Here is a 25,742-nt window from a genome sequence, read left to right as displayed (position 1 = left end):
GGCCTGGGCGGTGGGTTCTGTCCAGGCCGCGTGTCCCTTTTCGTACAACGTTCGAGAGCCTTTCATGTCCCTATCTGCCCACGTTTCCAACGCCCCGATCGCCCGCAGGGACGCCGGTGTTGACCCGTACGCCTGGCTGCAGGAACGCGACACCGACGCCGTGCTCGACTACCTCAAGGCGGAAAACAGCTACCAGGAGGCGCAACTCGCCGATCAGGCCGAACTGCGCGAAACCCTGTTCCAGGAAATCAAGGGCCGGATCCTCGAGACCGACCTGTCGCTGCCCTCGCCCTGGGGCCCGTACCTGTATTACACCCGCACCACCGCCGGTGACGAATACCCACGCCATTACCGTTGCCCGCGCCCGGCTGACGACAGCCTGACCGTGGACGAGCGCCACGAACAACTGCTGCTGGACCCGAACGCGTTGGCCGGCGGCGGTTTCTTTGCCCTGGGCGCCTTCAGCATCAGCCCCGACCACCAGCGCCTGGCCTACAGCCTGGACACCACAGGCGACGAGATCTACACCCTGTTCGTGAAGGAATTGTCCAACGACAAGGTCAGCGAACTGTCCTTCGACAATTGCGACGGCAGCATGACCTGGGCCAACGACAGCCTGACGCTGTTTTTTGGCGAACTGGACGACACCCACCGCCCCCACAAACTCTGGCGCTATCGCCTGGACGGCACGGCCGCCGAGGAAGTGTTCCATGAGCCGGACGGACGTTTCTTCCTGCATTGCTACCGTTCGAGCTCGGAAAAGCAATTGATCCTGTCCCTCGGTAGCAAGACCACCAGCGAAGTCTGGGTATTGGACGCCGCGCAACCGCAACAGCCCTTCACCTGCCTGGCGCCACGCGTGGAAAACCACGAATACGACGTCGACCACGGCCTCCTCGATGGCCAATGGACCTGGTTGATCCGCAGTAACCGCGACGGGATCAACTTCGCCCTGTATCAGGCCGCCGACACCGGCGTGGCACCCACCGAGGCCGACTGGCAGAACCTGATCCCCCACAGCGACACGGTGATGATCGACGGCCTGAGCCTGAACGCCGGGGCCATGACCTTGAGCCTGCGCGAAGGCGGCCTGCCGATCATCGAGGTGCATCCCCAGGGCCTGCCGGCGTATCGGGTGCAACTGCCGGACGCGGCCTACAGCCTGCATGTGCAGAACAGCCTGGAATTCATTAGCGATCGCATCCGCCTGCGTTACGAGGCCTTGAACCGTCCGGCGCAGATCCGTCAGTTGGACCTGGCCAGCGGCGCCCAGGTGGTGCTCAAGCAAACCCCGGTGCTGGGGCCGTTCGATGCCGATGCCTATGTCAGCCAGCGGCTCTGGGCCACGGCGGCGGACGGCACCCAGGTGCCCATCAGCCTGGTGGTCAGGCGCGAAGACCTCGGCCGACCGGTGCCGCTGTACCTGTACGGCTACGGTGCCTATGGCGAAAGCCTCGACCCGTGGTTTTCCCATTCGCGGCTGAGCCTGCTCGACCGCGGCGTGGCGTTTGCCATCGCCCATGTACGGGGCGGCGGCGAGCTGGGGGAAGCCTGGTATCGCGCCGGCAAGCAGGAACATAAGCACAACACATTCGGCGACTTCATCGCCTGTGCCGAACATTTGATCGCCAACGGTTTCACCACCGCAGGGCAACTGGCGATCAGCGGCGGCAGTGCCGGTGGCCTGCTGATCGGCGCGGTGCTCAACCAACGCCCGGAGCTGTTCAAGGTGGCGATTGCCGAAGTGCCGTTCGTCGATGTGCTCAACACCATGCTCGATCCGGACCTGCCGCTGACGGTCACCGAATACGACGAATGGGGCAATCCAGAGGAGCCGGATGTTTATGATCGGATCCGGGCCTATGCCCCGTACGAAAACGTCAGCGCCCAGGCGTACCCGGCGCTGCTGGTGATCGCTGGCTACAACGACAGCCGCGTGCAGTACTGGGAAGCGGCCAAGTGGGTGGCGAAATTGCGCGCCACCAAGACCGACGACAACCCCCTGCTGCTCAAGACCGAACTGGGCGCCGGCCACGGCGGAATGAGCGGGCGCTACCAGGGATTACGTGACGTAGCGCTCGAATACGCATTTGTCTTGAAGGTTTTGGGGCGGGTCTGAGGAACTCTGTGGGATGGCCGGGTCTTAGCTGCATGCGCAAGGCTCAGACATGACGCTGTTCCAATGTGGGAGCGAGCTTGCTCGCGATGGCGCCCGTTCAGCCACATGGTTGTCGACTGATACGCCGCTATCGCGAGCAAGCTCGCTCCCACAGGGGTTCGCCTACACTCAAAACAATCCAAAAAACGCAGAAAACGACAAGAAAAAGACCGTGCCAACATGTCAGAACCGACCTTACTGAACAAAGAAATCCGCGACTGGCTGATGGACTGCGGCCTGTTCGACCAGTTGCTACCCGTAGACTTCGCCGCGGCGTCGGGCTATTTCAGCATCAGCGCCATCGCCGAGGGCGAAGCGATTTTCCGCGAAGGCGATGCCGGCAGCTTCATGTGCATCATCCACACCGGCCAGGTGGCCGTGCAGAAAACCGGCCCCGACGGCCAACCCGTGACCATCGCCACGCTGCGCAGCGGCCGGGCCTTCGGCGAAATGGCCGTGCTCGACGGCGAACGGCGCTCGGCCAGTTGCATCGCCGCCAGTGATTGCCAGTTGCTGAACCTGGGCAAGGACTCCTTGGAAAAAATGCTCAACGACGCCCCCAAGATCGCCGCCAAGATCATCCGCGCCCTCGCCGTCTCCCTGTCCAAGCGCCTGCGCATGGCCGATGGGCAGCTGTTGTCGCAGCAGGTCTGACCGCACCATTAAACCTAGCCGGAGCCCCCTGTGGGAGCGAGCTTGCTCCGGGCGGCGATCCGACGATAGCGTCAGTTCAGCCAGTATCAATGTTGACTGATACACCGCTATCGCGAGCAAGCTCGCTCCCACAGGTTATTTCGTCGTGTGGGCGTTCTACCCCCCCGGCGACTTGGCCTTCACCGGCTTCGGCTCCATGCCCGGTATCGGCTGGTCCTTGGGCGGCTTGGGCATTTCGATCGGCGGCAGCAAGGGTGGCCCACCATTTCCTGGGCCGGCCTTGGGCACGCCGTTAGGCGTGACCGGTGGATAGGGCATGGGCGTGGCAGTGCCCGGCGATCCGGGGATGCTCGGCGGGTTGACCGGGATCGTCGGTTGTTGAGCCTGGGCGCAACTTATTGAGAGCGCCGCCAGGGCAATGGCCGTTAGAATGATGCACTTCATCAATGGCTCCGTGGCTATTGTCTGCTTTAAGGCTAGTCGTTACCGCGCCGGTCTGCCCTCCTACGAGATCTCCATGAAACGTTTCGTTCTGCTCGACACCACGCCCATCCCTGACAACGGCGGTGCCCTGTGCCTGTTCGAGTACGGCGAAGACTTCGTCATCAAGATCCAGAGCGGTGACGGCGGGCAACTGATGAACACCCGCATGCACGGTTCCGAAGACGCCCTGGCCGAGATTCCTTGCCGCAAGGTCGCCGGTCGTCCCGGCTCGCGCGTGCTGATCGGCGGCCTCGGCATGGGCTTCACCCTCGCCTCGGCCCTCAAGCACCTGGGCAAGACCGCCGAAGTGGTGGTGGCCGAGCTGGTGCCCGGCGTGGTCGAGTGGAACCGTGGCCCCCTGGGTGAAAAGGCCGGGCGGCCGCTGGCGGACCCGCGCACGGTGATCCGCATGGAAGACGTGGCCAAGGTGCTGCAAGCCGAACCCCAGGGGTTCGACGCGATCATGCTCGATGTCGACAACGGCCCGGAAGGGTTGACCCAGAAAGCCAACAGTTGGCTGTATTCGGCCGGTGGCCTGGCCGCCTGCGCCAAGGCCCTGCGGCCCAAGGGCGTGCTGGCGGTATGGTCGGCCAGCGCTGACCGGCAGTTTTCCGACAAGCTGAAGAAAGCCGGCTTCAAGGCCGAAGAGGTGCAAGTGTTCGCCCATGGCAACAAAGGCACCCGCCACACCATCTGGATTGCCGAGAAGCTCAAGGGCTGAGCTAAACTCTGTCCAACCGTCATCAGTCTTTTCTACAAAGGTGAACCCATGAGTTCGTCAACGCCACCGTCCAATACCGCCAAGCTGGACCGCATCCTCGCCGATGCCCAGCGCGACCGCGAGATGGGCTACCGCGACAAAGCCCTGAAAATGTACCCCCATGTCTGTGGCCGCTGCGCCCGTGAGTTTTCCGGCAAGCGCCTGAGCGAACTGACCGTTCACCACCGCGACCACAACCATGACAACAACCCGCAGGACGGCTCCAACTGGGAACTGCTGTGCCTGTACTGCCACGACAACGAACACTCGCGCTACACCGACCAGCAATACTTCGGCGACGGCTCCCTGAGCACCCCGAAGATTGCCAAGGCGACCCACAACCCGTTCGCCGCGCTGGCTGGGTTGATGAAGAAAGACGAGTAATCGTCATCACCCAAGAATTTTTACAGGCTGCAAGGCCGTCATCGCGAGCAAGCTCGCTCCCACAGGGTTTTGTGAACGCCGAAATCCACTGTGGGAGCGAGCTTGCTCGCGATGGCAATCAAACAAACACCACACATCTCGAACCTGCCCCCCCTCCCCCATTCCCCGTATAATCGCGCCTTTTCCCCAAAGGCACCCCGCCCGTGGCCAACAAACGCTATAGCTGCATCGGTCTGTTCAACCCCAAGTCACCGGAAAACGTCGGTTCGGTCATGCGTGCCGCCGGTTGCTACGGCGTGGCGTCGGTGTTCTATACCGGCAAGCGCTATGAGCGCGCCGCCGACTTCGTCACCGACACCAAGAAAGTCCACTACGACATCCCGCTGATCGGCATCGACGACCTGAAGAAAATCCTGCCCCTGGGCTGTGTGCCGGTGGCCGTCGAGCTGGTGGAAGGTGCCCGCTCGCTGCCCGAATACACCCACCCGGACCGGGCGCTGTACATCTTCGGCCCGGAAGACGGCTCGCTGGACAAGGACATCCGCGATTGGTGCGAAGACGTGATCTATATCCCCACCAACGGCTGCATGAACCTGGCCGCCACCGTCAACGTCGTGTTGTACGACCGCATGGCCAAGGGCAACAACACCCGTTCAGGGCCGCAATTCCGCTGATCGGTGCGATATTCGATTGAACAAGGCAATCGCTCAGGCAGTCAGCTTTATACCAATCCCCACACTGGAGACAGATCATGAGCGATAACAATCCGTTCGAGCCGATTGAGCGCACCCCTTTCCAATCCCATCCGCCGCAAAACGTGCACGGCTGGGAGCGCATTGGCTCGTTGGCCGGCGGTGTGCTGATGATGGGCAAGGGTCTACGCCGTGGCGGGGTGATCGGGCTGGCTCAACTGGCGATCGGCGGCATGGCGTTGGCGCGGGGCATCACCGGGCATTGCTCGGCCAAGAGCCTGCTGGAAAAGAATCGCCAGAACCTGGACAACGCCCGCGCCCGCATCGAGCAGGCCGGTGAAGAGCTGAGCCGCCTGAAGGCCAACGCCGAGGCGGCGACTGGCACGGCTACGGTGACGGGGAATGATTCGTTGAATTCGCCGAAGGTTGGGCTCTGATTCTGTAGCGCTGCTGATGGCCCCTTCGCGAGCAAGCTCGCTCCCACACTGATCGAGTCGTACACAAACAGTGTGCCCACTGAAGATCCAATGTGGGAGCGAGCTTGCTCGCGATGGCGATGTCACTGAAGTAACTGGGTATCCAGCACAGTGGAAGCCCCACCCAAAACACTTTCACTGAGCTGTACAAACTCCTCGGTGTCGACGGTTTCCAGGCGCATCGCCCCCTGCAACACATCATCCAGCGAACGCTTGTTACGGGTCTTCAGGCGAATCTCGCGGTCCAGCTCCTGCAACAGCAATACCGCCTTGGCCACGGCCGCCGGGCTGATCTGCTCGCCGCGCAACGTGGTGACGCCCTTGCTGTCGTGGGCGAGCCGGTCGTTCAGGGTCTGGTAGCGCTCATCACTCAAGCCGCCAGCGCGGCGCAGCAGTTCGACCGCGTAATACTCGGTCAGCCCCTCGCTGATCCAATCGCTACGGTCCTGATCATTGACCCGGGCCAGTGCCTGCACCAACTCCCGCAACAACGGGCTGCTGCCCCGCTCGCTGACCAACGGCGGGCGGCTGTGCAGGTAAATCGAGTCATGGCCGGCCTGGGCGCCACGCCACAGCGGATCGCCGGCGCCGACAATCAGCAACTTGGCCGGATGGCGCGGCACCAGCGCTTGCACCTGCGGCCAAACGAACGTCAGCAGCGTCAGCACGTCCATCCGGCGCATGCCCTGGCCCCGGGGCGAGGCCACGGTCACTTCGGTTTCACCCAGGCGGGTACGGCGGCTCCCCAGTTTGCCGGCGAGCATCCAGCCCGTGGGACGGTCGAACAGGCGCGCGGGGTTGTCGATGCGAAAGCGCTGCTTGCCGATGCGCGGCCAAGGGGTCTCGATGCTTTTCCAGCCGTCAGGCAATTCAACCTCAAGACGCGCCACCAGTTCGATGCCGTCCTGCTGATCGAGCTTGGCCGACGGCACCAGATCATCGCCGCGCAGCAACGCCCAGGTCGGGGTCATGCGGGTTTCGAAGGTGGCGTTCTTGCGGGCATGGCTGATGCGCACGCGGTAGCTCAGGCTCGCCTTGTCCGCAGCCGGACGCCAGACACCTCGGGCCTCTTTGCCTGGAGTGAGCTGCCATTGGCCGTCGGCCTTGAAATCGCTGTAGCGACTGCCGTCGCCGAGGTCGAAATCCAGGCTGCGCACCGCTGACCCCCGGGCCAGGGTCAGGCGCACTTCGGCCTGGTCGCTCTGGGGCAACAGGTGCACGTGATAATCCAGGTCGACTTTCTGCGCCGCCCACAGCGGCCCGCACACTGCCAGCAACCCGGCCGCCAGTATCCGTTTCAATCCTGCAGCCATGGGTTCTCCCAGGTGGCGCGCCGCCCGGCGGTTCAGCCGGCGCGAAAAATCAGATGATCTTCCCAGTCGTCTTCCGGCACGCTGCCTTCGGCCAGCATACGTCCGGACTGGGAAATGCGTTCATGGTGCACGGCATCGCGATCGCCACAGACCAGGTGGTGCCACAACGGCAAGTCCTTGCCCTCGCTGACCAGGCGATAACCGCAGGTCGGCGGCAGCCATTTGAACTCGTCGGCCTTGCCCGGCGTGAGCTGGATGCAATCGGGCACGAACTCACGACGGTTGGGGTAGTCGGTGCACTGGCAGGTTTTCAGGTCCAGCAGTTTGCAGGCGATGCGGGTGTAGTAGACGCTGTTGTCATCTTCGTCTTCGAGCTTCTGCAGGCAGCACAGGCCACAGCCGTCGCACAGCGATTCCCATTCCTGGGGATCGAGCTGATCGAGGGTTTTGCGTATCCAGAACGGTTCGACTTTGGCGGCCATGGTTCGAGCATCAACATCAGGTGGTGAAAAGGCCGACAGTCTAGTGCCGGGGCCTCTTGAGGCCAAGCATTGGCGACTGTCGGTATACAGGGGCTTGTCAGGCCGGGCGGCGGGACGTAGGTTGCTTGATTGTCTTTCCACACTCGAGCCAGGTAAGCCCATGAGCGCCAACTCCCGCATTGCCGATTACGCGATCCACCCTCAGTTCATCGAACGCTGGTCGCCCCGCGCCTTTACCGGCGAAAGCATTGCCGAAGAAACCTTGCTGAGCTTCTTCGAAGCCGCACGCTGGGCCCCTTCGGCCTACAACTCCCAGCCTTGGCGTTTCCTGTATGCGCGGCGCGACACGCCGAACTGGGAGCGTTTCCTGGGCTTGCTCAACGAGTTCAACCGCGGCTGGGCCCAACACGCCTCGGCGCTGGTGATCATCGTCTCGAAAACCACCTTCGCGGTGCCCGGTGCCACCGAGGAAACCCCGGCGCAGAGCCACACCTTCGACACCGGCGCGGCCTGGGGCCACCTGGCGCTGCAAGCCAGCCTCAGCGGCTGGCACACCCATGGCATGGCCGGTTTCGACCAGGAACTGACCCGCAAGGAACTGAAGATCCCGCAAGGCTACGCCCTGCACGCCGCCGTGGCGATTGGCAAGCTGGGGGACAAATCGACCCTGGCCGAATACCTCCAGGCCCGCGAAGTCCCAAGCCCACGCCGGCCGCTGAGCGAACTGGTGGCAGAAGGCGACTTCACCCTGTAAGCAGCCCCTGTACGACTCGAAACCGAACCCGTGGCGAGGGAGCTTGCTCCCGCTCGGCTGCGCAGCAGTCGTGAAAACTTTCAGCCGTTGCCTGACACAGGTCGCTGAATGGTTTTTGGGGCCGCTTCGCAGCCCAGCGGGAGCAAGCTCCCTCGCCACGGTGGGTCACACACCTTGAGTAAAGTTGGGTTTCAATAGCCTCGGGCGAAATCCACTTCACCACGCAATGCCTCGCCCGCCTGATAGGCCCGCAGGTTATCCAGGAACAACTGCGCCATCATCGGTGGCGAGGTCGGCGCCGAACTGTGGCCGGTCAGCAGCAGGCCCCAGGCGGTCCAGAACGGATGGCGCTGCGGCAGCGGCTCCTGGCGGCAGACGTCGATCACCGCACCGGCCAGGTGCCCTTCCTTCAGGGCTTGCACCAGGTCCGCGTCCACAACTGCCACGCCGCGGCCAACGTTGATGAACAACCCGGTCGGCTTGAACTGCTTGAACAGCGCCGCGTCGTAGATGTCATGGGTCTCTGGCGTGTTGGGCAGCAGATTGATCACGTAATCCACCTCGCCCACCAGCCGCGGCAGATCCTTCAGTGCCCCGACCTCGATGAACGGCGCCATTTCCCTGGCTTCGCTGGCGATGCCGTACAGCTGCACGCCGAACGGCACCAGGAACTGCGCCACACGCTGGCCGATGTCCCCCGTCCCGACGATCAACACCTTGCGTCCAGCCAGGCCTTGGCCTTGGCGGTTGTCCCACTTGCGCTCGACCTGGCTGACCAACCGGGCCAGTACCTCGCGCTCATGGCCGAGCATGTAGGTCAGCACATACTCAGCCATCACCTGGCCAAAAATGCCCACGGCACGGGTCAGGCGGTAATCGCGGCTCAAGCCATCGGCCAGCAGCGGCGTGATGCCCGCCCAGGTCGATTGCAGCCAACGGGGCTGGTGGCCTTGACGCAACAGGGTGGCCAGCAGATCAGGCTGGCCGAGCCAGACCGGGCAATCGGTGGCCAGTCGCGACAGTTCGGCGGAATCGCCGCTGGTCAGCACTTCAATATCGGGTGCAGCCTGACGCAGAAGCTGGGCATACACCGCGTGATCGTGTTCGGCAATCAGAACGCGCATGAATCAAACCTTTCAAAAACAGTGCAGACGAGCGCCGACAGAGTGTCGCTCTATCCTTGCGATCGTCGTCAATAAATCATTCCGTTTTTCAAGAAGCGCCCAGGACAGGCGCCTCCAATACCATCAGACCGGGTCGTTGCGGCGCAACAACTCTTCGGGCAAATGCTCGATGTACTCGTCTTCGGCCGGTGGCATCTGCAAGTGATAGCCCTGGGTGTCGAGGTTTTCGAGCACTTTGTTGATGTCTTCCCGGGACAGCTCACGCTCGGGGCTCAGCACCAGGTCAAAGGCGTGGATCGCCTTGCCGAAGGCGGCCATCAATGGCTCGGGCACACGCTCCAAGGCATCGCTCTTGAGCACATACAGGTACATCTCGTTTTTCTTCGAGCTGCGGTAGATGGAGCAGATACGTTTCAAGGCTGTTCTCCGGCAGTGGCCAGGCTGTCGAGCAGCGCCTGGCCCATCAATTCGCGGCGCCAGCCACGCAGCGAATCGGGCAATTGGTAAGGACCCTCGGGAAAGCCGCTCTTGATCAGCGCCTCGAGGGTTTTCTTGCGCAGCATCAGCTCCGGGGCAATGCCCAGGCGCTCGGCTTCAGCCTGCCCCAACGCCCGCAGGCGCTTGACCAGGGCAGCGGCCTCGATGGGCAACGGTTCGGCCACGGCCGGCGGCCATTGCTCAGGCGGGACGCTGGCGGCGCGCTGGATCAGATCCAACAAAAACTGGCCGTCCTGGCGCACGGTACGTGGGTGCATGTCTTCGATTTTCGCCAGCGCGCCGAGGTTATCCGGCTGGGTGCGGGCCAGGGGCCACAGCGAATGTTCGCGAATGATGCGGTTGCGCGGCAGGTCACGGGCCCGCGCCTCACGTTCGCGCCAGGCGCACAGCTCGCGCAGCACGGCCAATTGGGCGCGGGACAGTTTCCAGGCCAGCTTGGCCTCGCGGTAGACCTCGTACGGGTCGACTTCGCGACGCAGGTTGGCCACCAGTTCGGCGCCATCCTCCAAGACCCAGCGGTATTTTTCGTCGGAAAGCTTCGGGCGCAGGTCTACGAAAACCTCCGCCAGATGCACCGCATCCTCTGCTGCATAGCTGATTTGCGTCTCGGACAGGGGCCGTTGCAACCAATCGGAACGGGTCTCGCCCTTGGGCAGCTCGATGCCCAGCACTTCCTGCACCAGTCGCGAATAACCCATGGAGAAACCCAGGTTCAGGTAGGCGGCAGCCAGTTGCGTATCGAACAGCGGCGCGGGCAGGCTACCGGTCAGGCGCAGCAGCACTTCAAGGTCTTCGCTGCAAGCGTGCAACACCTTGAGCACCGCCGGGTTTTCCAGCAGAGCGGCCAAGGGCTGCCAGTTGTCGATGGTCAAGGGGTCGATCAGGTAGGCACGCTTGCCGTCGCCAATCTGCAATAAGCCAGCAATGGGATAAAAGGTGTCGACCCGCATGAATTCGGTGTCGAGGGCGACGAATGGCAACTGCTGCCACTCGGCGCAAAACTGACCGAGGCTATCGTTGTCGCGAATCCAGTGAATATCGATGGCCACACGGCTCTCCCTTGAAGAATGGCGCGCAGTATATATCGCCGCTGGCGATTGCGAGCATCCGTAGAGCATCTGTCTGAGAGAAATCGCCTGCGAAAAAGCAAGAATAGTCCTACATCAAGAATTAACCGGTCTTACGCAATACATAAACACGCGTCAGCGCAAAACCGGGTAGGAAATCCTGGTACCAAAGCACGCTGAAACCCGCCTGGCGAAACTCGGCTTCGACATCGGCCTTGTCGGCCAGGCTGCGTTGCGGCACCTGGCCCCTCTTGAGACGCCCTTCGATTTTCACCGAAACGATCACCGTGTCGCGACTGACCCGATGAAACTCGCGCAACAGCACCAGGCGATGCTCGCTGGCGCTGAGGTGGCGAAACAGTTGCAAACAGAAAATACAATCCACTGCGTTGGCCGACAGCCCAAGGGTGAATGCCGAACTCGGAAAGGTCTTGACCCGCTGGAGCAACGTGTCGCCATGGTGGGTGAGCGCGTGTTCGAGCATGTCCGGCGACGGGTCCGCCGCCAGGATCACCCGGTTGGCATGCTCGGCCAGCACCGGCCAGAACCGCCCTGCCCCACAGGCCACGTCCAGCACCAACCCCGGCTCGCCCGCCACTTTCAAGGCATTGCGCACCATCTGTTCGTCGCGCCAGAACGCCAGGCGCAAGCGGCGAGGCGCCGGTCGACAGCAAACCTGCGCATGCTCCTGGTCATGCTGCCTGGCGAACTCAAGCTCAATGGTGGATGGGGGTAACCCGGACATACAAACGGCTCTTGGAAAAGGCTGGCTGACAGGTTAACCAACCCCGCGTGAAAAAAAGGTCCAGGCGTTCACTCCCGTGCCAGGACACCATCAATCACCGCGCCGCGACAATTGGCGAACAGGTCCAGGTCGCGGTTGTAGACCTGGCTGTTGACTTCCAGCAACCCGAGCATCGAATGAAACAGGTTGTCCTGGCTCAAGGGCTTTTCACGACTCAGTTGCAGGCAATGGGTGTCGACCGAAAAGGACTTCTGGTAGCTGTCGGAGAACCAGGCCAGCATCGCCACGTGTTTCTGTTGTTCCGGGGCGAGCATGTAGGGCGTGCCATGGAGAAACAGGTTGTACTCGCCCAGGGACTCGCCATGGTCCGACAGGTACAGCATGGCCGTGTCGACCTTGTCCTGGTTGGCCCGCAGCAGATCGATCAGGGTCGACAGCACATGATCGGTGTACACCAGCGTGTTGTCGTAGCCATTGACGATGCTCTCGCGGCTGCAATTGTTCAGCGCATTGCTTTCGCACACTGGGGTGAAATGCTCGTATTCCTTGGGGTAGCGCTTGAAGTATTCCGGCCCGTGGCTGCCCATCTGGTGCAGCACCAGTACCGTGTCCTTGTCGAGGGTGTCGATGAAATGCTGCAGCCCCTGGAGCAGGATCTCATCGCGGCACTCACTGTTGGCGCACAGCGCCGGGTCCTTGAGGTTGCTGACATCCTGCAACGTGACCCGGTCGCAGGTGCCCTTGCAGCCAGATTGATTGTCCCGCCAGATCACCTCCAGCCCGGCGCGCTTGAGCACATCCAGCAAGCCCTCCTCATTCCTGGCCTTGCTGGCGTCGTAGTTCTTGCGTCCCATGTTGGAGAACATGCAGGGCACCGACACGGCGGTCTCGGTGCCGCAGGAATGCACGTCGGTGAAGGCGATCAGGCCGGCCTCCTTGTCCAATGTCGGCGTGGTGTCGCGGTGATAACCGAGGATGCCGAAGTTCTCGGCCCGGGCACTCTCGCCCACCACCAGGACGGTCAGGGATTTGCGGCCATGGGTTTGCCAGGCCGGGTTGCGACTCGCGTCCTCGCCCAAGGTGATGAACGGCTGCTTGGCCGACGCGACCTGCTCACGCAAATACCCAAGCGAGGCACCGATGTAATTGCTCGGTACGACCATCAAGCGCAACTCGTGGTGGTTGCGAAACAGTGACGACAAACCTTGGTAGTTGACCAGGGCAACCACGCCGATCACCGCGGCCGAGGCCACGCCGACCAGTAACTTACTTAATAACTCCTTTGGCCAACGACGGTAGTTGATCGGGGTCTTGAACAACAACCAGCACGGCAAGACACCCAATAAGCCGATATAGACAAACAACTTCAACGACAACAGGTCACGGACTTCCGTGGCATTGGTTTCAGCGAAGTTGCGCAACATGCCGGCATCGATCAAGACGCCGTATTGGGCCATGAAATACGCCACGCCGGCGCTGATCAGGAACAACAGCATCAGCACCGGCTTGAGCAGCGGACGGAAGGCCACGAGCGTCAACACCAGGTTGAACGCACAGAAAATCATCAGGCCAAACGCCACGCACATCAGCAGGCCCCGAGCGTCCGTCGTCGTGATCGCCAGCAAGTGTTGCCAGAGCACGAGGTTGAAGCCCACTAACAAAAAGGCACTGGCGGCCAGCGTCACCCACTCGGGGCGCACGGCTTTAATAGTCAGCATGAGGATTGACGGCTTCCTGAAGTTGCTCTTTGAAAAAGAAGTGCCGCAGAAAACATGTGAAAAAAATGTTTTCTACGGCAACACAAACTTTAGGCAGCCCACCATCAATTTTTCGTGAAAAAGTTGCTGTTAAATAATTATTTAAGCGGCTGCTAAGCCTGATTCAGATACCAGCGCCAATCCTGCTCCCCGACTTCCCCCATGAACTGCCGGTATTCGGCGCGCTTGACCGCCAGATAAACACCCAGGAACGCCTCGCCAAACGCTCCCCGCGCCCAAGCCGAAGCTTCAAGGGCACGCAGGGTAGTGAGCCAGTCAGTGGGCAGCAGCTCGGTCGCCTGGGCGTAGCCGTTGCCTTCCACAGGTTTCCCGGGATCGCACTGTTCACGCAGGCCATGATGGATGCCCGCCAATATCGCTGCAGCCGCCAGGTAAGGGTTGGCATCGGCGCCGCAAATACGATGCTCGATGTGCCGCGAGAACGCCGGGCCGCCCGGTACCCTCAGGCTCACGGTGCGGTTGTCCACGCCCCAGGTGGCGGCCAGCGGTGCGTAGCTGTTGCTTTGGAAGCGCCGGTAGGAGTTGGCGTTCGGGCAAAACATCAACAACGAATCGAGCAAGGTATCGAGCATCCCGCCCACGGCATGGCGCAACAGTGGCGTACCGTCGCCGGCTTCACTGGCAAACAGGTTGTGGCCATCGCGGTCGGCCAGGCTGACATGCATGTGCAGGCCGGAGCCCGCCAAGTGCTCGAACGGCTTGGCCATGAAACACGCCTGCATGCCGTGCTTGTGGGCCACGCCCTTGACCAGTCGTTTGTAGCGCACCGCTTCATCCATGGCTTGCAAGGCATCGCTGCGGTGTTCAAGGGTGATCTCCACTTGTCCCGGGGCGTATTCGGAGATCGCGGTCCGCGCCGGAATGCCTTGTAGCTTGCACGCGGCGTACAGGTCGGCGAGGAACGGCTCGATCTGCTCCAGTTCACGCAAACCATAGACCTGGGTGGCGCCGGGTCGACCACCGTCAGTGTCCCGCGCCGGTTGCGGCCGGCCTTGGCTGTCGCGCTGCGCGTCCAGCAGATAAAACTCCAGCTCCGCCGCCATCACCGGATAAAAACCGTCGGCCTGCAGGGCTTCGATCACCTGGCTGAGCAGATAACGCGGATCGGCGATGGTCGCTGGCAGGCCTTCCTGGGGATGCATACTGACCTGCACCGCGGCCGTGGGAATCAACCGCCACGGCATGCGTTGCAAGCTGCCGCTGAGGGGATAGGCGCGGCAATCGATGTCGCCGACGTCCCACACCAGCCCGGAATTTTCCACATCATCGCCATTGAGGGTCAGCCCGAGAATCGTACTGGGCAGCGGCCGGCCGTTTTCATAGACCGCCAGCAACTCGTCCCGATGCAACAACTTGCCCCGGGGCACGCCGTTGTTATCGAGAATGAACAACTCGAACAACTCGATATCGGGGTTTTGCGCAAGGAACGCCTGGGCGTGTTGCTCGGGTGCGAAAGACATCTTGGCAAGGCTCATGAGAAAACTCGTATTTCCGTGTCGGACGGGCGACAACGCGCCGTCAGTCTGTGCTCGCCATTGAGCGAGCACCGTAGAGGTTCAACAGGAAAAACGAGTGTCCGGAGGACGCGCATGGCGACAATGCCAGAGCGCCCAAAAAGCCAGCTCGGAGGGCAGCGCACTAAGGGAGGGGGCCATGGCAGGCGTGCATCTGCCGACCGGATCGACTGCCGCGGATGGAGGGTATTGCACTGCCAGGGGCCAAGCGTCCATGAGCGCATCACAGGAAACACATCGGGCAAGCGTCCCACGGCACCTTGGGCGGTTAAACATGGATTTGATGAAGCTTGGATCACCGCTAACTAAACTTAAGCAAACGAGTTGGTTGTTGATCGACACGTCGTGTTCCCTACACTATCTGTCCCGTTCCCGACCATGAAAGCGCCTGCCCGGCATTCTCTTGGCACCATCGTTCCGTTAGGATCGTCAGCCTGGTTTGCGCAAGATCCGCGCAAGGAAGCAGAGTGAGAGACAGAACGGATGCTGAACAGTAACGCCCTCAGAAAGCTCGACATGCAGGACCTCATGGTGTTTAGCGCCGTGTACGAGCAAAGCAGTGTCACCGGTGTGTCAGAGGCCTTGTGCGTCAGCCAGTCAACCGTCAGTTATTGCCTCAAGAAGCTGCGAACCTGTTTCGAAGACGAGCTGTTTATCAACACCCGCACCGGCATGCGCCCCACGTGCAAGGCCGAGGGCATGTACAACCATGTGCGCGCCATTTTGCAAAGCATCAACCTTTGCCATGCCGGTCCGCCGACCTTTGATCCGACCCGGCAAGCCGTCACCTTCAACATCTGCGCACCAGAATATTTCGAACACCTGATCCTGCCGCAACTGCTGCAAGGCTTCGATTACGCCAATTTGCCGGTGGTGGTGAACGTGCACAAGCTTGAAGCCGACATTCCCGCCGAGGAATTACGCGACGGCAGCCTGGACTTGGTGATCTGCTTCGGCCCGAACGTTCACGGCGACCCTGCCGATTTCAGATCCCGGCAGTTGCTGGAGGAAGATTGGGTCTGCGTCGTGGACAAACGGGCGACGCCACTTGAGCCGCAACTGAGCCTTCAATCTTTCGTACAGCGCCGACACGTGTTTGCGACGCCTTGGGCGTCAGCGAGCAACAGGGTGGACGGCTGGCTGTCGCGGCAGGCCCATCACCGGCAAATCGCCGCGCGCGCCAACAGCTACAGTGCCGCGCTGAAGATGATCACCGGCACTGACTTCATCCTGACCCTGCCCCGGCGCATCCAGAAACTGCTGGCCAATGAGGCGATCTTCAATCACCACGAAGCGCCCAAGGGCTTGCCGGGGTTGACCTTGGACATGCAGTGGACCCAGGCCGCCGATCAGGACAGTGCCAACGCCTGGCTACGCGAACAGATCATCAAGGCCTGCGCCCACGCAACGCCTGCGCGTCATTGACCGATCAAAGCCTTGGCATAGGGCTCGCGGTCGATGTCGAGGATCTCAACGCACAATTGCACGCTGACTTCGGCCGGCCATGGCCCCAGGTCCTGGACCACCGCCAGCAGGCTTTCGGCCAATTGCTTCTTGATTTCCGGCGAACGGCCACTGAGCAGGGCCAGCTTCACGTGCACGAAACCCCGCTCACCCATCCCTGTACCCACCCGGAACGTCTCCAGTTTCACGGCCCGGCTCTTGATGTCGTGCTCGGCGGAAAATTGACCGGAAGCCACCAGCGCATTGTTCAGGCGCAGCAATGCGACTTCGGCCTTCAGTTCGGGCAGGTTGGCGGTGTACTCCATGTGCAGGTGAGGCATGTGTTCGACTCCGATTCGAAAAATATGACGAGGTGGTTTCAGCGGTCACAACCTTACCTCGACTTTATTCTTTGGGGCAGGACTTTGTTTCGCGGCAGGCCGGTGTCAAGGTTGTGCCAAGGGCCCGCGCTCGCCCATGAAGGCCTCCAACCGCGAGCGCAACCAGCGCTCGGCCGGGTCACTGTCGACATGGCTCAGCCAAACCATGGACAAGTCCAGGGTCGGGGTCTTGAAGGGAAAGGGTTCGTTGAACAATTGCCCCGAGGCCGCCATGGCGGCGGCGGTGTAGTCCGGCAGGCTGGCGATCAGGTCAGTACCGGCCAGCAGCGCCGGCAATGCGCTGTATTGCGGCACCGACAACACGACCTGGCGCTTGCGCCCGATCTCCGCCAGCCATTCGTCAGCGAACCCGGCGACATTCGCGGTATGGGACACCAGCACATGAGGCCGCGAGCAGTATTCGTCCAGGGTCAGCGGCGTGTCCGACGCATCGGCGCGCAACACGCGGGGTTGGATATGGCGCAACAGCTTGCGCTTGGCGTTGGCCGGCAGGCCGCGCGTCTGGCTGATGCCCACGGTAATGTCGCCCGATGCCAGTAAATCGGGGATGCGCCAGTAATCGACATGCTGGACCACAAACACGATTTGCGGCGCCTCTTGCCGCAGGCTGCTCAACAGGGGCGGCAACAGGCCGAACTCGACGTCGTCCGACAGGCCGATGCGGAATGTCATGGCGCTGTTGGCGGGATCGAAATCGTGGGTCAGGCTCAACGCCACCGACAGTGAATCGAGCGCCGGCGACAGGTGCTGGATGATTTCCTCGGCTCGGGCCGTCGGTTCCATGCGGTGGCCGACGCGAATGAACAGCGGGTCGTTGAACATCTTGCGCAGACGATTGAGGGCCGAGCTGATGGTCGGTTGGCCCAGGAACAGTTTTTCCGCCACCCGTGTCACGTTGCGCTCAAGCATCAACGTTTCGAACACCACCATCAGGTTGATGTCGGCCTTGCGCAATTCGTTGCGGTTCATCCATCGCCCCTCGATCCCTTGATGGGGTGCAGTGTAGGAACGCTGGGGGTTGTGCGTCTATGCGCTAAACGTCCAGTCGCCTGCGCAATATCGTCAAAGAGATTGAAGAGGCACCCTGCTTATCAGAAGAAGCACCCTGCTTTTGTGGCGAGGGAGCTTGCTCCCGCTGGGCCGGTCCGACGCTTCGGCGCAGCGGACCTGAAGCCAGACCCTTTGGTGTGTCAGGCAGAACGCATTCAGCTTTTTTGGGGCTGCTGCGCAGCCCAGCGGGAGCAAGCTCCCTCGCCACAGTGAAAGGTCTACTTCACGGTCAATGATTTCAACCCCAACGCCATGACGCGCTCGTCGCTCCCCAACCCCAGCGCCTTGGGACTGATGGCATCGGGCAAATGGAACCGCACCCGCACTCGCCCATCCGCCCCCATCGTTTCGCGAATGGCTGCCGTCAGAGGCAGTTCCAGCGTGTTGTCCTGCAGTCGGTTGAACTGCGTCGCCAGCGCCGCAACGCCGTTGATCGACACCTCCACCCGCTGGCGCGTGTGGGAGGGCTGCACGAACGCCGCGGCTTCGATCGAGATAGCACGCGCTTCTGGCGGTACGCGTAAAACAACCTCAGCCTCAGGCCCTTCCGACCAGGTGCCCCAATCCTCGACCTGCCCCCAGCCATCGGCCAACAGTGCATTGATTCGGCTGAATACTTGGCGCTCACCGAGCTTGACCTGCATGTCCAGTGTTTCATCGGCGAACGGTGGGCACTGGGCGCATGTCTTCCAGCCCGGCGCCAGCACCACCAGGCCATCGATACGAGTCAACAGGTCGGTCTGGCGATTGACGGTTTTCGCCGCCTGGAGCGCGGCGCCAGGGTCGAGGATGTACAGCGAATCCGCGGCGTACTGGCCGCTGGCAAGCATCTGCTCGGCGTGTCGCTGGGCTCGCTCGATCGCCCGGTCACTCATGCGTCCCAAGTACACGCCATCGGTTTCCAAGCCGTGCGTCAGGGCGTATTGGCTGGTCAGCAGCCAGTTGTCCGGCTGGTTCTGCGGCAACAACGTGCGGACTTTCGAATAATGACCGGCCGCACTGGCCCAGAACGGATCATTCAGGGGCGTAGGCCAACTCGAGGCCGCCGGCGTCATCCGGCTCTGGCGCAGGCCGGCCCATCCCGCGCGGGTATCCAGGACCTGCACCACCAGGGCCATGGCCAGCAGACACGCCGCCGCCCGGGGTTTGTTGCCGCGGATCACCAGGAAAACCACCGCAAAGATGATGGCGTAGAACACCGGCCAGAACATCCGACCGGCCGCGCGAAAGACGTTCGCCACAAGTTCAAGGGGTTTGGGCAGCCAGTAATGCACGTTCTGCATGCCGATGCCGAGATGGTTGGTCAGCGAAAACAACGTCAGCCCGATCAATGCCCACAGCAACAGGCGCCTGTGGCGCACGGCATTCACCAAACCGGTGTTGCCTTGCAGCAATGCCACGCCGGCGCAGATCGCCAGCATGAGGACGCCCAATCCCAGGTAATTGAAACCTTCGTAGTCCCCGGGGCCCTGGGGCATGTCGCGCAAGGTATAGGACCAGCCGCTAGGGTTGACCAGCGACATCACATTCAGGCGATACAACCCAAAACCGCCCGCCACGGTCCCGCCACCTACGCTGAAATAACCCGCCTGCCAACAACAGAACGCCACCAGCACAAACAAGCCGCCCAGCTCGATCAAGGCATCACGCCGGGACAACCGCCCCTTCATGGCCTGGCTGGCAAGGTCGGCCAGCCAGATCAACGCCACCATCGCCAACAGGTACGCATGCACCAGCGCGGTAGCGGCCAACAGCACGCCCCAGGCCAGCCGCCGTTTTTGCAAGCCGGGCCGCAGCGCCAGGTACAGGGCCGCCAGGATCAGGAAATGCCCGGACAGCGACAAGTGCCCGCCCATGCGCAGAAACATCGGCGGCGAAAACACAAATAGCCCAGTACCCAACAACCTGATCCACAGCGACGGCGTCAGCAGTCCGACGAGTTTCCAGGCGAACCAGGCTTGCAGGACGAAACAGGCCAGCAACCACAGGCCAAAATACTGGAACGTCTCGGGAAGCCAGGCATTAAAGGGTTTGAACAAGAACGCCAGCAACGGATTGGAGTCGGAAAAAATAATGCCGTTGCCCAACTCCAGACCATAGGAAGGGTTCATTCCCAACGGAAAGGTCCAGGGTGAACTGCGGAAAAACGCCCAGCCCATGTAATGGGTCGCCGCATCGCCCTCCCCCAGCCAGGCGATGTTGGTCGGGTCCAGCACCCGAGGGCCGATCACCAGCAGGAACGCCAGCGCGCCCAACAATATGGGCAACAAGGAAACCGGGAAACGCTGACTACGAAGGGTCATCGATACGTCCAGAAATTATGCAGGATGAAGGTGAACACCGGGATGATCAGCGCCACGGCCGCGATGCCCGCCAGGTAATCCAGGCCTACGCGCTGGGCCACCCAGGCCACCAGCATCGCCAGCCCCAACCCACCGATCGAGACCACCACGAAACGGCCGAGGGTCCGGCCATGCAAGCGGCTGGAAAAACTCCAGAGGGTGTTGATCAGATACGACACCACGGTCGCCACGACAAAGGCGAAACCATTGGCCAATGGCGGGTTGGCCAGGACCAGGTGCACAAACGACACGGCCGCCACCACGTGGACGCCAGTGACGAGCAGGCCGGTCATGGCAAAACGCAAGGCACGTCGCAGCAAGGGCGAGCGCGTCCAGGTCAAGGCTTCTGCGCCAGGCAGAACACCGTCAGGCCGGCTATGCGATTGGCCCCCATGAGTGGACGCTCCAGGCTGCACAATGCCCTCAACACGCCATTGACCAGCGGATGATGCCGCGCCAGCTGCGACTTGGCCGGTACTCCCGCAGCGTTGCGCTGCCACAGGCGCAGGCCGGCGGCAATGGGAAATACCAGGCCGAAGTAGTACGCACCTTGCTGGACCTGCAAACCCGCCTGCGCCACGACGCTCTCCAACTGCTTGAGGGTATAGCGGCGCTTGTGCTCGAGAAAATCGTCATGCCCGCTCCAGAGGAACTGGAACGCCGGCACGGTGATCAGGAAACGGCTGCCGGACGGCACTTTGTCGACATAGGCCTTGAGCAGGCCCACGTCATCATCCACGTGTTCCAGCACATCCATCAACAACACCAGGTCGGCGTCCAGCGTGTCGATGGCGCGTCGGTAGCGGACCGGTTTACCGGCGGTGCTGGCGTCGGAGTCGGCCGGGTAGCTGATGTCCACGCACCAGGCCTGGGCGGTTGCGGTATGGGTCAACAAGTGATGGGAAAAAAAGCCCGACCCGGCGCCCACGTCCAGCAGCGTACTGGCGGAGGTGCCCTTGAGCATGTGGAGCATGGCCCGCGCTTTCGACCGGTAGTACCAGTGCTGCTCGATATCGGGACCGAGGATGTCGGTTTCCTTGAGGTCCATGGTCAGTCCTTGGCGTCATAGATGCGCCGCACCAGGAAAACCGGTCGACGCTTGGATTCGATATAGGTGCGGCCCAGGTATTCACCCAACACGCCGATGCCGATCAGTTGCAACCCGCCCAAGAAGGTGACCGCGACCATCAGCGAGGCATAACCCGGCAGGTCGACCCCGGAAATCAAGGTCCGCAACACGATGAAAATGGCGAACGCAAAGGACACCAGCGAGACGCAAAGCCCCAGGTACGTCCAGATACGCAGCGGTTCGGTGCTGAAGCTGGTGATGCCTTCGAGGGCAAAATTCCACAAGCGCCAGCCATTGAACTTGCTTTCTCCGGCGCTGCGCTCAGGCCTGACGTAGTCCACGTAGGTGGTCCGGAACCCCACCCAGGCAAACAACCCTTTCATGAAGCGACGCGATTCCGGCAGGGTTAGCAAGGCATCGACCACGCAGCGATCCATCAAGCGAAAATCGCCGACATTTTCCGGCAGCTTGTGGTCGGCGATTTTGTTGTGCAGTCGGTAGAAGCCGTTGGCGGACACCTGTTTGGCCCAGGAGTCGGAGTCGCGATTGATTCGATGGCCCAGCACCACTTCGGCGCCGTTGCGCCAATGGGCGATCATTTCCAGGATCACTTCGGGAGGGTCTTGCAAATCGACGTCGATCGGCACCACCGCCTGGCCACGGGCGGCTTGCAGGCCGGCACTCAAGGCCGCCTCCTTGCCGAAATTGCGACTCAGGTCGACGATCCGGATGCGCGGGTCGGCCGTTTGTCGTTCCAGTAGCAGCACCAATGTATCGTCCGCGCTGCCGTCGTTGACGAACACCAGCTCCAGGCTCACCAGTGATTCATTGGCAAAGACCTGGTCGATCCGGGCCATGAACAAATCGATGGACTGGGCTTCGTTGTAGACCGGGATGACAAGCGAAAGCGTTAGACGACCTTGTAGATCCACTCCTGGATATTCAGTCACTTGATGGCTCTTTTTCTTATAGTGTTTTCAGTCCCTTCGGGCTTCCGGCCCTAGGCATCGAAACGTATTAAGCAGGACCAGGCAGGGCAACGCAAGGATCCAGCCCGAACTTCCAGCCGACCCTATGTTCGCAACATGACTTTCTTTATGGAAATGGTCAAATGCCCTGTCCAGGCTCATGCCCGGCAATATTTGATAACCAATGGAAACGATTTTCCCGTAGCCAAAACCACCCACTTGGCTAGGCTTGCAGCCACATGTCCAACGCATGTCTTGAGTGAATCAATCGCAGGGAGCGAACCGATGTACTTTGAAATCTATCGACAGACCCGAGGCACCCCGAGCACCGGAAAAGGCCAATGGCGCTGGCGCTTGAGGGCCGGCAACCACGAAACGATCGCCAGTGGCGAATCCTATGTGAACAAGAGTGACTGCCTTCATGTGATCGGGCTGATCAAGAATGTCCAGGGTGAGACGCCGGTAAAAGAGATCTGAACGGCGCTGAAAGAGATTGGCCTGGGCTCAACTCACTGGCTTGTTTGAATCATTGTGGCGAGGGAGCTTGCTCCCGCTGGGCTGCGAAGCAGCCCTTTTTTGTGAGCGCTTCGCACTCAAGCGGGAGCAAGCTCCCTCGCCACAAGGTTCATCATTTTTCTTGAGAGAACTGCGTTAGGTAGGGTATACGGGACAAAAGCAGGAGGCCCGGCGCAATGACTCGATCCATCCACAACCGCGACTGGCTGGTGCGAGCACCCGAATCGAGGAAAATGGAACGCATCGAGGCTTATTTCAGTGGCCATGGCTACAGCACCCATCGCCATGACACCTACGCCATCGGCATCACGCTTTCGGGTGTGCAGAGCTTCAACTATCGCCACAGCAAACGCCACAGCCAGCCCGGAGGCACCATTGTCCTGCACCCGGACGAGGTACACGATGGCGAAGCCGGGACGCGCGAGGGCTTTCGCTACCGGATGTTCTACATAGAACCGTCGATGATCCAGCACGTATTGGGAGGCAAGCCATTGCCTTTCATCGAAGGTGGATTGTCCAACGACCTTCGCCTCAACATCGCGACCCGCCGATTGTTGAACAGCCTGGATCACCCCCTCGACCCGCTGGAGGAAGAGGACGCCATCTACGACGTGGCCCAGGCGCTCGACCTTGCGGCGGGCAACCGCCGTGGACGGCGATTGATCGACTACCCGGCAGCGGAGCGTGCCCGCCTGTTCATTCACGATGCCCTCGACCAGGTCATCACCCTGGACGACCTGGTGCAGGCAAGCGGCAGGGATCGATGGAGCCTGTCCCGGGATTTCCGGGCGCTGTACGGCACCAGCCCCTATCGCTACATCACCCAGCGGCGCTTGCATGAAGCCCGGCGCCTGGCATTCCACGGAACGCCATTGAGCGAAGCGGCCCTGGCCTGTGGTTTTTTCGATCAGAGCCACATGACCCGGCTGCATACCCAGGCCTTTGGCATTTCACCGGCACGCTGGCTGAACATGCTGCGCTAAGGCATCGACTGCGCGCGGCAAAAAGCTGCACGATCATCCAATACGCACGTTGGCTCGAACAATAAAGTAGGACGCACCACCCACCCAGGAGCATGCCTCGATGACCCGCTATTGCCCCATCAGCTTCGCCCAGAAATACACCCTGTTCCAGGAACAGTGGACGCCAAAAGTCGTGGCCGAAATGAACGACTACCAATTCAAGCTCGCCCGGCTCGAAGGTGACTTCGTCTGGCACACCCATGCCGACACCGATGAAACCTTCATCGTGCTGGAAGGCGAGCTGCGTATCGACTTTCGCGATGGCGCGGTGACCCTTGGCCCAGGCGAGATGTACGTGGTCAAAAAAGGCGTCGAGCACAAGCCCAGCGCCGCGCAGGAAGTGAAACTGCTGTTGATCGAGCCTCGCGGCGTCATCAATACCGGCGAAGAAACCAATGAGCGAACGGCGGTCAATGATGTGTGGATCTGACTGAGCCCGCCTCAATCGTATTCAGCTTCCTGGTGATCACCCAGTAACCGCCGCTGGCGAGGTGTCGCCGCGGCCAGCACCTCGGGATTGAACTGCCAGTGCAGATAGGGTGAAAACTTCTGCGCGACCATCCGCCGGCCATAATGCACTTGGAGCATGTAGCGGGTGCGGTCGGCGGTGCGGTTGTCGCTGCCGGCGTGCCACAGTTCGCTGCGCAATATCAAGACATCGCCCGCCCGGCACAACACGGGCTGCGCGGAGCGCCCCTGCCATTGCGTTTCACCCGCTACCGGCGCCCGACCAGCCTTGTGGCTGCCAGGAATCACCTGGGTCGGGCTCAAGTCGGCGTCGATATCATCCAGGTAAAACTGTGCGGTGAACACCTGCATTGGCAGCTCGAAGGCCGGATCAGCCAACAGCGTGGGCGGCAATTTCATCGCCAGGTAATCCAGATGCAACGGCGCCCCTTTGAAACCCGGATGGCAGCGCCAGGCCGTCTGGCCGATAACATGACAGTCATCGCCAAGGGCCGCCTCGGCCAGTTCGATCACGCCGGCCACCTCCAGGAACGGCAGCCAGAACGGGTCGCGATTGAACACACATTTGTAATGATCGATGACACCGCTGTAGTCCCAATGCTGAGGCTTCAACTGGTCGATGGCATGGCGCAGGTTGGCAATCTGCGCGGCATCCAGTACGGCTGGCATCAGGACGAAACCGTCCTGATGCAACGCTCGCAGGCTATCGCCGATGGCCACAGCGCGCCTGCCTCAGGTGCGGAAGCGGCCGACCAGCCCAGCCAGGTTTTGCGACAGAGAGGAAAGCTGTCGGCTGGCATGCATGCTCTGGGCGGAATTGGCAGCCGCTTCGTTGGACAAGTCGCGGATATCGGAGATGTTGCGGGCGATCTCTTCGGTGACGCTGCTCTGCTCCTCGCAAGCACTGGCGATCTGCGCGGCCATGTCGTTGATCCGCTGGATCGAACCGCCGGTACCGCTGAGCACCTGGTCGACACCCGCTGCACGTTCGACACTGTCCCGGGCCTTGCTGCTGCCCACATGCATGGCTTGCACAGCCTTGGCGACACCGCTCTGCAAGCGCTCGATGCGAACCTGAATGTCTTTGGTCGAGTCCTGGGTGCGGGCCGCAAGCGCCCTCACCTCATCGGCCACCACGGCAAAACCACGGCCCTGTTCACCGGCCCGCGCCGCTTCGATGGCAGCGTTCAGCGCCAACAGGTTGGTTTGTTCGGCGATGCCACGGATCACTTCGAGCACGGCGCCGATACTGGACGTTTCCTGGGCCAATGCCTCGATCGTGCCCGAAGCGGTCTCCACTTCCTGGGCCAACTGGCGGATCGACTCGATGGTACTGCTGACCACCTGAGCGCCGTCACGAGACTGGCTGCTCGCCTCCTGCGCGGCGCCCGAGGCGCTCGCCGCGTTATGCGCCACTTCATGCACCGCAGCGCTCATCTGGGTGGCGGCGGTACTGACCTGATCGAGTGCCGCGTGCTCGCTGCTGATCAACCGGTCATTCGTCGAGGCCATGTCGGCCATGGCCCGCGCTGCGGAGTCGACCTCTCCGGTCACCCGCCCGACTTCGGCGATCAATGGTTG

At 61.6% G+C, this 25,742-nt stretch carries 27 protein-coding genes and 1 pseudogene; 11 read left to right on the top strand and 17 right to left on the bottom strand.

What is annotated here, in order from left to right:
* The first annotated feature begins 64 nt into the window (after positions 1–64).
* Together J3P85_RS06975 and J3P85_RS06970 are read left to right on the top strand one after the other, a co-directional pair.
* Complete coding sequence (locus tag J3P85_RS06975; protein ID WP_434705318.1) at positions 65–2,119, top strand: S9 family peptidase; 2,055 nt, start codon at positions 65–67, stop codon at positions 2,117–2,119.
* 219 nt (positions 2,120–2,338) lie between these two features.
* Positions 2,339–2,812 carry a cyclic nucleotide-binding domain-containing protein gene (locus J3P85_RS06970; RefSeq protein WP_014337065.1) on the top strand — a complete coding sequence of 158 codons (474 nt, stop codon included), beginning with the start codon at positions 2,339–2,341 and terminating at the stop codon, positions 2,810–2,812.
* Between the two features lie 156 nt (positions 2,813–2,968).
* On the opposite strand, the gene J3P85_RS06965 is transcribed toward J3P85_RS06970, so the two are convergent.
* On the bottom strand, positions 2,969–3,256 hold the full coding sequence (locus J3P85_RS06965; protein WP_207965389.1) for a hypothetical protein: 288 nt from the start codon (positions 3,254–3,256) through the stop codon (positions 2,969–2,971).
* Between the two features lie 73 nt (positions 3,257–3,329).
* On the opposite strand from J3P85_RS06965, the gene J3P85_RS06960 reads away from it, so the two are divergent.
* The 4 genes from J3P85_RS06960 (at position 3,330) to J3P85_RS06945 (ending at position 5,568) form a co-directional block, all read left to right on the top strand.
* Positions 3,330–4,016, top strand: coding sequence for a spermidine synthase (locus J3P85_RS06960; RefSeq protein WP_434705317.1), 687 nt, complete (start codon positions 3,330–3,332; stop codon positions 4,014–4,016).
* Positions 4,017–4,064: 48 nt separating this feature from the next.
* Entirely contained in the window at positions 4,065–4,439 is a 375-nt protein-coding gene (locus J3P85_RS06955) for a YajD family HNH nuclease (RefSeq protein ID WP_003184246.1), read from the top strand.
* A 203-nt stretch (positions 4,440–4,642) separates the two neighbouring features.
* On the top strand, positions 4,643–5,113 hold the full coding sequence (locus tag J3P85_RS06950; RefSeq protein ID WP_186730578.1) for an RNA methyltransferase: 471 nt from the start codon (positions 4,643–4,645) through the stop codon (positions 5,111–5,113).
* 77 nt (positions 5,114–5,190) lie between these two features.
* Complete coding sequence (locus J3P85_RS06945; protein ID WP_186704574.1) at positions 5,191–5,568, top strand: YgaP family membrane protein; 378 nt, start codon at positions 5,191–5,193, stop codon at positions 5,566–5,568.
* A gap of 122 nt (positions 5,569–5,690) precedes the next feature.
* Here the strand turns inward: J3P85_RS06945 and J3P85_RS06940 are convergent, their stop codons facing one another.
* Positions 5,691–6,920, bottom strand: a complete 1,230-nt coding sequence (locus J3P85_RS06940; RefSeq protein WP_434705316.1) for a hypothetical protein — start codon at positions 6,918–6,920, stop codon at positions 5,691–5,693.
* 32 nt (positions 6,921–6,952) lie between these two features.
* Complete coding sequence (locus J3P85_RS06935; RefSeq protein WP_413794475.1) at positions 6,953–7,402, bottom strand: YcgN family cysteine cluster protein; 450 nt, start codon at positions 7,400–7,402, stop codon at positions 6,953–6,955.
* A 160-nt stretch (positions 7,403–7,562) separates the two neighbouring features.
* Between J3P85_RS06935 and J3P85_RS06930 the strand changes: the two genes are divergently transcribed.
* Positions 7,563–8,156 (top strand): nitroreductase family protein, encoded by a 594-nt coding sequence (locus J3P85_RS06930; protein ID WP_186704571.1) that lies wholly within the window; start codon positions 7,563–7,565, stop codon positions 8,154–8,156.
* 191 nt (positions 8,157–8,347) lie between these two features.
* Here the strand turns inward: J3P85_RS06930 and J3P85_RS06925 are convergent, their stop codons facing one another.
* From J3P85_RS06925 to J3P85_RS06900, 6 genes are all read right to left on the bottom strand, one after another.
* Positions 8,348–9,280 carry a D-2-hydroxyacid dehydrogenase gene (locus J3P85_RS06925; RefSeq protein WP_186704570.1) on the bottom strand — a complete coding sequence of 311 codons (933 nt, stop codon included), beginning with the start codon at positions 9,278–9,280 and terminating at the stop codon, positions 8,348–8,350.
* Positions 9,281–9,403: 123 nt separating this feature from the next.
* Positions 9,404–9,697, bottom strand: coding sequence for a YcgL domain-containing protein (locus J3P85_RS06920; protein ID WP_186704569.1), 294 nt, complete (start codon positions 9,695–9,697; stop codon positions 9,404–9,406).
* Positions 9,694–10,827, bottom strand: coding sequence for a ribonuclease D (rnd, locus tag J3P85_RS06915; RefSeq protein WP_434705315.1), 1,134 nt, complete (start codon positions 10,825–10,827; stop codon positions 9,694–9,696). The genes J3P85_RS06920 and rnd overlap by 4 nt, the downstream gene beginning before the upstream one ends.
* Positions 10,828–10,948: 121 nt before the next feature.
* Positions 10,949–11,590: a class I SAM-dependent methyltransferase gene (locus J3P85_RS06910; protein WP_186704567.1), complete on the bottom strand. Its 642-nt coding sequence runs from the start codon at positions 11,588–11,590 to the stop codon at positions 10,949–10,951.
* Between the two features lie 68 nt (positions 11,591–11,658).
* Positions 11,659–13,308 carry a phosphoethanolamine transferase gene (locus J3P85_RS06905; protein ID WP_434705314.1) on the bottom strand — a complete coding sequence of 550 codons (1,650 nt, stop codon included), beginning with the start codon at positions 13,306–13,308 and terminating at the stop codon, positions 11,659–11,661.
* A 152-nt stretch (positions 13,309–13,460) separates the two neighbouring features.
* Entirely contained in the window at positions 13,461–14,828 is a 1,368-nt protein-coding gene (locus tag J3P85_RS06900) for a glutamine synthetase family protein (RefSeq protein WP_434706332.1), read from the bottom strand.
* Between the two features lie 537 nt (positions 14,829–15,365).
* Between J3P85_RS06900 and J3P85_RS06895 the strand changes: the two genes are divergently transcribed.
* Positions 15,366–16,307: a LysR substrate-binding domain-containing protein gene (locus J3P85_RS06895; RefSeq protein ID WP_434705313.1), complete on the top strand. Its 942-nt coding sequence runs from the start codon at positions 15,366–15,368 to the stop codon at positions 16,305–16,307.
* On the opposite strand, the gene J3P85_RS06890 is transcribed toward J3P85_RS06895, so the two are convergent.
* The 6 genes from J3P85_RS06890 to J3P85_RS06865 form a co-directional block, all read right to left on the bottom strand.
* On the bottom strand, positions 16,301–16,666 hold the full coding sequence (locus J3P85_RS06890; protein ID WP_434705312.1) for a 5-carboxymethyl-2-hydroxymuconate Delta-isomerase: 366 nt from the start codon (positions 16,664–16,666) through the stop codon (positions 16,301–16,303). The genes J3P85_RS06895 and J3P85_RS06890 overlap by 7 nt on opposite strands.
* A gap of 105 nt (positions 16,667–16,771) precedes the next feature.
* Positions 16,772–17,695, bottom strand: a complete 924-nt coding sequence (locus tag J3P85_RS06885) for a LysR family transcriptional regulator (protein ID WP_186704563.1) — start codon at positions 17,693–17,695, stop codon at positions 16,772–16,774.
* A gap of 299 nt (positions 17,696–17,994) precedes the next feature.
* On the bottom strand, positions 17,995–20,079 hold the full coding sequence (locus tag J3P85_RS06880) for a DUF6311 domain-containing protein (protein ID WP_434705311.1): 2,085 nt from the start codon (positions 20,077–20,079) through the stop codon (positions 17,995–17,997).
* The gene (locus J3P85_RS06875; protein ID WP_434706331.1) at positions 20,076–20,411 is read right to left on the bottom strand and encodes a GtrA family protein; all 336 of its coding nucleotides are present in this window, start codon (positions 20,409–20,411) and stop codon (positions 20,076–20,078) included. The genes J3P85_RS06880 and J3P85_RS06875 overlap by 4 nt, the downstream gene beginning before the upstream one ends.
* Before the next feature lie 44 nt (positions 20,412–20,455).
* A complete protein-coding gene (locus tag J3P85_RS06870) occupies positions 20,456–21,166 on the bottom strand; it encodes a class I SAM-dependent methyltransferase (protein WP_434705310.1) in 711 nt (236 codons plus the stop codon).
* A gap of 2 nt (positions 21,167–21,168) precedes the next feature.
* Positions 21,169–22,137, bottom strand: coding sequence for a glycosyltransferase family 2 protein (locus tag J3P85_RS06865; protein WP_434705309.1), 969 nt, complete (start codon positions 22,135–22,137; stop codon positions 21,169–21,171).
* Positions 22,138–22,440: 303 nt separating this feature from the next.
* Here J3P85_RS06865 and J3P85_RS06860 point away from each other — a divergent pair, with 303 nt between their 5' ends.
* From J3P85_RS06860 to J3P85_RS06850, 3 genes are all read left to right on the top strand, one after another.
* The gene (locus tag J3P85_RS06860) at positions 22,441–22,632 is read left to right on the top strand and encodes a YegP family protein (protein WP_014337049.1); all 192 of its coding nucleotides are present in this window, start codon (positions 22,441–22,443) and stop codon (positions 22,630–22,632) included.
* Positions 22,633–22,847: 215 nt separating this feature from the next.
* Entirely contained in the window at positions 22,848–23,654 is an 807-nt protein-coding gene (locus tag J3P85_RS06855; protein ID WP_434705307.1) for an AraC family transcriptional regulator, read from the top strand.
* Positions 23,655–23,754: 100 nt separating this feature from the next.
* Entirely contained in the window at positions 23,755–24,123 is a 369-nt protein-coding gene (locus tag J3P85_RS06850; protein ID WP_434705306.1) for a cupin domain-containing protein, read from the top strand.
* Positions 24,124–24,134: 11 nt separating this feature from the next.
* Here the strand turns inward: J3P85_RS06850 and J3P85_RS06845 are convergent, their stop codons facing one another.
* Together J3P85_RS06845 and J3P85_RS06840 are read right to left on the bottom strand one after the other, a co-directional pair.
* Positions 24,135–24,830 carry a phytanoyl-CoA dioxygenase family protein gene (locus J3P85_RS06845; RefSeq protein ID WP_434706330.1) on the bottom strand — a complete coding sequence of 232 codons (696 nt, stop codon included), beginning with the start codon at positions 24,828–24,830 and terminating at the stop codon, positions 24,135–24,137.
* Positions 24,831–24,893: 63 nt separating this feature from the next.
* Positions 24,894–25,490 (bottom strand): annotated as a pseudogene (locus J3P85_RS06840) (methyl-accepting chemotaxis protein); the annotation flags it as partial.
* Positions 25,491–25,742: the final 252 nt, after the last annotated feature.

Source organism: Pseudomonas sp. Z1-12 (genome assembly GCF_051132015.1).
Lineage (GTDB): Bacteria > Pseudomonadota > Gammaproteobacteria > Pseudomonadales > Pseudomonadaceae > Aquipseudomonas > Aquipseudomonas zanjanensis.
The sequence above is the reverse complement of the archived record's forward strand: the minus strand, read 5'-3'. Positions and strand labels throughout refer to the sequence as shown.